The sequence below is a fragment of the Mycobacterium sp. genome (genome assembly GCF_032159775.1).
Taxonomy (GTDB): Bacteria; Actinomycetota; Actinomycetes; order Mycobacteriales; family Mycobacteriaceae; genus Mycobacterium.
Map to the genome: position 1 here is coordinate 1 of NZ_JAVHWK010000066.1, position 5,731 is coordinate 5,731.

6 protein-coding genes are annotated in these 5,731 nt (G+C 65.0%); all 6 read left to right on the forward strand.

All coding sequences use genetic code 11. The features are described 5' to 3' along the window. Nucleotides 1-158, forward strand: a 158-nt coding sequence (locus tag QOJ24_RS06955; RefSeq protein WP_526260259.1) for a thiolase C-terminal domain-containing protein, incomplete at its 5' end; no start/stop codon positions are given. Nucleotides 159-182: 24 nt separating this feature from the next. Further along, nucleotides 183-1,403, forward strand: a complete 1,221-nt coding sequence (locus QOJ24_RS06960; protein WP_526260254.1) for a cytochrome P450 — start codon at nt 183-185, stop codon at nt 1,401-1,403. A gap of 3 nt (nt 1,404-1,406) precedes the next feature. After that, nucleotides 1,407-2,240 (forward strand): alpha/beta fold hydrolase, encoded by an 834-nt coding sequence (locus QOJ24_RS06965; RefSeq protein ID WP_526260255.1) that lies wholly within the window; start codon nt 1,407-1,409, stop codon nt 2,238-2,240. Nucleotides 2,241-2,323: 83 nt separating this feature from the next. Further along, a complete protein-coding gene (locus tag QOJ24_RS06970; RefSeq protein ID WP_526260256.1) occupies nt 2,324-3,817 on the forward strand; it encodes a class I adenylate-forming enzyme family protein in 1,494 nt (497 codons plus the stop codon). Then, the gene (locus tag QOJ24_RS06975) at nt 3,814-4,989 is read left to right on the forward strand and encodes an acyl-CoA dehydrogenase family protein (RefSeq protein ID WP_526260257.1); all 1,176 of its coding nucleotides are present in this window, start codon (nt 3,814-3,816) and stop codon (nt 4,987-4,989) included. Before QOJ24_RS06970 ends, QOJ24_RS06975 begins: the two co-directional genes overlap by 4 nt. Before the next feature lie 125 nt (nt 4,990-5,114). Next, the coding region (locus QOJ24_RS06980) for an amidohydrolase family protein (RefSeq protein ID WP_526260258.1) at nt 5,115-5,731 on the forward strand (617 nt) is incomplete at its 3' end.

The window sequence follows — 5,731 nt, forward strand, 5'->3', positions numbered from 1 at the left end:
AGCCGGTCGGCGCGTCCGGCTTACGTCAGGTGTTCGAGTTGGTGCACCAGCTACGCGGCACCGCGGGCGATCGGCAGGTGCCCAACGAGCCCCGGGTGGCTCTGGCACAGCTCTACGGGGCGCCGGGCACCGCAGCGGTCGCGATCCTCTCCAGATAGTCAGTACGAAAGGCGGTAGTGCCAATGACCGACACTCAGGCGGAAGCCCAGCGCCGCGCGGAGGTAGACCTCGACCACCACTCACCCGAGTTCCGCGAGGATCCCTACGGCAAATTCCGGAATATGCGCGAATCAGGCTGTCCGGTAGCATATTCCGACCACTACGAGGGTTTCTGGGCGCTGACCGACTACGCATCGGTGTTCGAAGCCGCTCGCGACGACGACCTGTTCAACTCCTTCCCGTCTGTCGGCGTGCCCGCCAGCGAGTTGCCGCTGCCGATCCTGCCCATTGAATCGGATCCGCCGGAGACTCAGGAATTGCGCGAGGTCACTTTGAAGCGGTTCTCCCCCGGTTCGGCCGAGCGGTTCCGCGAAGCCGCGATCGAGATGACCGACGAGGCCATCGATGCCTTCATCGAGCGGGGAGAGTGCGATCTGGTCGGCGAGTTGACCACGCCGTTGCCGGCCCGGCTGATCCTGCGGCTGTTGAAGTTCGATGAGTCGCGACATATGGATTGGGTGGGCTGGGTGCACAGCGTCGTGCACGATCGCGCCCACGATCCGGAGAAAGCCGGCGTGTCCGGCATGGAGATGTTCGGCGAGATCGTCAAGCACATGGAGGAGCGACGAGCTGAGGGCCTTGGCGACGACCTTTTCAGTGACATTCTTCGCGGCACGCTGAACGGCAAGCCACTCGACGACGGCCAGATCACCATGTACACGGTGCTGATGATGCTGGGCGGCATGGACACCACCAGCGGATTCACCGGCAACGTGTTGTTGCGGCTGTGTCGGGATCCCGAACTGCGCCAGCAGTTCATCGACGATCCAGGCTTGGTCAAGAAGGCCACCGACGAACTGCTGCGGCTCTACACACCCACTCTTGGGCTGGCCCGAACAGTTTCGCGAGATGCCGAATTCCACGGACAGCCCTTGTGCAAGGGCGACCGGGCGATTTTGATGTGGGCGGCGGCAAACCGCGACCCAGCCGTGTTCGAAGACCCTGACAAGTTGGATCTTTCACGCCCGAATGCCAAGAAGCAGATGGCTTTCGGAGTCGGCATGCACCGCTGCCTTGGATCCCACTACGCCAAAATGATGTTCGACGTCATGGTGACCAGGGTGTTGGAGCGGATGCCGGACTTCGAGCTCGCGGGCGAGCCGAAGCTGTTCGAGGACGCGGGCGAGGTGTACGCCGTGCGGGAACTGCCGGTGAAGTTCACCCCGGGTCCGCGCAGAGGCTGACCGGTGGCCTCGGTCACCGTCGGCGATGTCGAAATCGAGTACACCGATACGGGTTCCGGGCCAGTCGTCCTATTCGTCCACGGCGCCTACGTCACCGGGCGATTGTGGCAGGAGGTGGTGCAACGACTGTCCGACAGCCATCGCTGCATCGCACCGACGCTGCCCTTTGGCGCCCAGGCCCAGCCGGTCGGGGCCCAGGTCGATCTCAGTGTCGCCGCATCAGGCTCTCTGATCGTCGGCCTGCTCGCCGCGCTCGACTTGTCCGATGTCACGCTGGTGGCAAACGACACCGGCGGAGGAATCGTGCTCGCCTCCTTGGGACTCGCGACGCTCAATTGGGACAGGGTGTCGAAGCTGGTGTTCACGAATTGCGACAGCTTCGAACACTTTCCGCCGACTGCCTTCGCGCCGATCGTCCGGTTGTGTGCGCTGAGCCAGAGGCTGGGCTCCCTTGTGTTGAAAGGCTTGACCACTTCCCCGGGCCTGAAGCTGTTCACGTCGGCGGTGACCCGCCACGGCATCGACGCCGCGCGCAGGCCCGCCGTTTTCGGTGGATTCCTCACGTCGGCCGCCGTGCGCCGCGAAGCCGCGCGATTCACCGCAGACCTGAAGCCCAGCTACACCATGGCGGCTGTCGATGCGCTGAAGCGATGGGACAAACCGGTGCTTATGGCGTGGGGAGACAGCGACAAGATGTTTCCGCTGGCCCATGCCGAGCGTCTCGCCGAAACGTTCCCAAACGCCGCTGTGCGCACCATCGCGGACAGTTCGACCTATGTCATGTTGGATCGCCCCAATGAGACCGCCGAGGCCATCGGCGCCTTCGTCAGCGGATGACGCCTCTTCGGCGAAAAGTTGGAGTGACCGACCAAGAATTGGTTAAATGTTTAAAGCTTAGGATCGACGGAGGAGGTCGTTCGGTGACGACTGACACCGTCGCTGGGCTGCTCGACGAGTCCGCCGCCAGCCGGCCGGATCGGCCGCTGTTGCGCGACTGCGCAGGAGCGACCCTCACCGTGGCGGACATCGCTGCGTTGAGCTCCGCAGGTACCCGTTGGCTGTGGGAGGCCGGCATCCGACCGGGAATGACCGTCGCGTGGCAGCTGCCGTCGCACTGCTCGGCCGCCGTGCTCATGCTGACGCTGGCCCGCAGCGCCGTCACGCAGGCGCCGGTGCTACACCTGTACCGACAACGGGAGGTCTGTGCGGCGCTCGCGGTCGCCGACGCCGACACCCTGATCGTCGACGGGTCGACGGCCGCAAACGTGCCACCCGGGGTGAGCGCCATCACGTTGCCCGACGATTTTGTGGACCGATTGCGGACGTTTCCTGCCAGTGTGCAACCCGAATTGGACCGGCACCCCTCGGCGCACGACGCCCGATGGATCTATTTCACCTCGGGAACCACCGGCCGACCGAAGGGTGTGCGCCACTCGGATGCGACCCTGCTGGCCGCCGGTCGCGGGTACGCCGCGTACCTCGGGCTCGGCCAGCAGGCCGACGAGGTCGGCACGATCGCTTTCCCTATCGCGCACATCGGCGGAATGGTCTACCTGGCCAGCGCGCTGGTTGCCGATATCCCGTTATTGATGGTGCCCAAGGTCGACGCCGACGCCCTGCCGCGTCTACTGACCGAGCACAAGGTGACGGTCACCGGTGCCAGCACCGCGTTCTATCAGATGCTGCTCTCGGCACAAGTCGCGAGCGGCAGTCGCGAGCCGCTCGTTCCTTCGCTTCGCATGCTGATCGGCGGCGGCGCAGCGTGCCCGCCAGAGCTGCACAAGCAGGTGCGCGAACAGATGGGCGTCCCGATCGTGCACGCCTATGGCATGACAGAGGCGGCGATGGTGTGCGTCAGCCCGGCCACCGACACCGAAGAGCAACAGAGCAACAGTTGCGGCCGCCCGATTCCGGGGTCCGAGGTCCGAATCAGCGCTACCGGAGAAATCGAACTACGCGGTGCCAACCTGACACCGGGCTACGTGGACAGCGATCAGTGGCGGCAAGCGTTGACCTCAGACGGCTGGTTCCGTACCGGCGACAGCGGTTATCTCCGGCCCGATGGGCGCATCGTCGTGACGGGACGCACCAAGGATCTGATCATCCGCAAGGGTGAGAACATCGCCCCGGATGAGGTCGAGAACGAGTTGCTGGCGCATCCGCTCATCGACGAGGTGGCGGTGCTGGGGCGGCCCGATGAGCTGCGCGGCGAGATAGTGTGCGCGGTGGTGCGGCGGTCGCCGCGCCACCGCGACGTCACGCTCAGCGAGCTCTGCGCATTCCTCGACGAACGCGGCCTGATGAAACAGAAATGGCCGGAGCGATTGCACTTTGTCGACGATTTTCCACTGACCGGCCTCGGCAAGATCGCGAAAGTCGAGTTGGCGCAACTGATTTCAGGAGGTAGCCAATGACTGCGGAGGCGACTAGCCGAACGAATTCGGTGTTGTCCGTCGAGGAACGCGACGAGCTTGCGCGCTCCGTGCGCGCTGCATGCGAGAAACACGCGTCCGAAGACCGCGTCCGAGCGGTGGCCTATGACCACCCCGAGGACCCGCAACGCGGCTTTGACGGCGAGCTGTGGAAGGTGCTCTGCAGTCAGGTCGGGGTGGCCGCGATCGCCGCGCCGGAGAGCATCGGCGGTGCCGGCTACGGCGCGTCCGCATTGGGGGTGGTCGCCCACGAACTGGGCCGCGTCCTGGCGCCGGTGCCTTTCGTGGCCTCGACTGTGCTGGCCACCGGCCTGATGGTCGACCTGCACGGGCGCGACCCCGATGCGGATGACCGATTCTCCGGACTGCTCGAAGGCCGGCGCACCGCTGCAGCCGCGCTCACCGGCGACGGTGGACTGTGGCGTCGCAGCGCGGTGACCCTCACCGCCTCCGCGGACCACGACTCGTGGACCATCGAGGGCACCGTGCGCCACGTGCTCAACGGAACGGCCGCTGATGATCTGGTCGTGGTCGCGACGACTGACGGCGAACTGGCGTTGTTTTTGATCGACCCCGCCGCGGACGGCGTCGTCGTCGACGCGGAGCGCGTTCTTGACGGGACCCGGCCGATGGCGACGATCACCTTCACCGCCGCGCCCGCCTTGAAGCTGTCCGGGGAGGGACCGGTCGACGACATCATCGAGCGCAACGTCGATCTGGCCTTGGCGGTGCTGTCGGCCGAACAGGTCGGCGCGTGCGAGCGTGTGCTGGAAATCGCGACCGAGTACGCCCGCACCCGAGAGCAGTTCGACCGGCCGATAGGCAGTTTCCAGGCCGTTAAGCACAAGTGCGCCGACATGCTGGTGGATCTCGAGTGGGCACGGTCGGCGTCGGCGGCGGCTTTGGAGTCGGCCGACGGCGACGCCACCGAGTCGGCGGGCGAATCAGACTGGCGCGCCAGCATGGCCAAAGCGGTGTGTTCGGAGTCCTTGCGCAACGCGGCCCACGCCAACGTCCAGATCCACGGCGGCATCGGATTCACCTGGGAAGACTCCGCGCATCTGTACCTTCGCCGGGCCCGCACCGACGAAGTGTTGTTCGGCGGCCCCGGACAGCACTGGGACAGGCTCGCCGCCCGCAAAAAGCTGCTGTAACCAGAGATTCCGGCGCACCGGGCAACAGCTTGCTGGCACCTGGCGCGGTGACTACGATCACAACTAAATAACTAAATGTTTTTATGATTTACTCGAGAAAGCTCACATCACCCGAGGAGGCAGCTGTGCCGTTGCAGCCGTATATGGAACTGATATCCGTCGACGATCATCTAATCGAACATCCGAAGGTGTGGAGCGACCGGCTGCCCAAGAAGTACTTGGAGGCCGGACCGAAGATCATCGAGTGGGAGCGTCCCGACACCGGCCAGATGTGCCAGGTGTGGGATTACGAGGGCCGCATCTACCCGTACATCGGCCTGAATGCGGTGGCGGGCAAGAAACCCGAGGAGTATGGCATCGAGCCGGTGCGCTACGACGACATGATCCCCGGGTGCTACGACCCGAAGGCAAGGGTCGCCGACATGGACATCGACGGTGTGCAGGCAATGACCTGTTTCCCGTCGTTCCCCCGATTCGCCGGCGCGGTGTTCGCGGAGGGCGAGGACAAGGAATTGGCCAAGCTGTGCTCGGCGGCGTGGAACGACTTTCATCTCGACGAGTGGGCCGCTACCGCGCCGGACAGATTCATTCCCGTCGCGATGCTGCCGTTCTGGGATGTGGATGCCAGCGTCAAAGAGATCCACCGGGTCGCCGCCAAGGGCGCCAAGTGCGTCACCTTCCCGGACCTGCCGGACAAGCTGGGTCTGCCGTCGGTGCATTCCGATCACTGGGACCCGCTGCT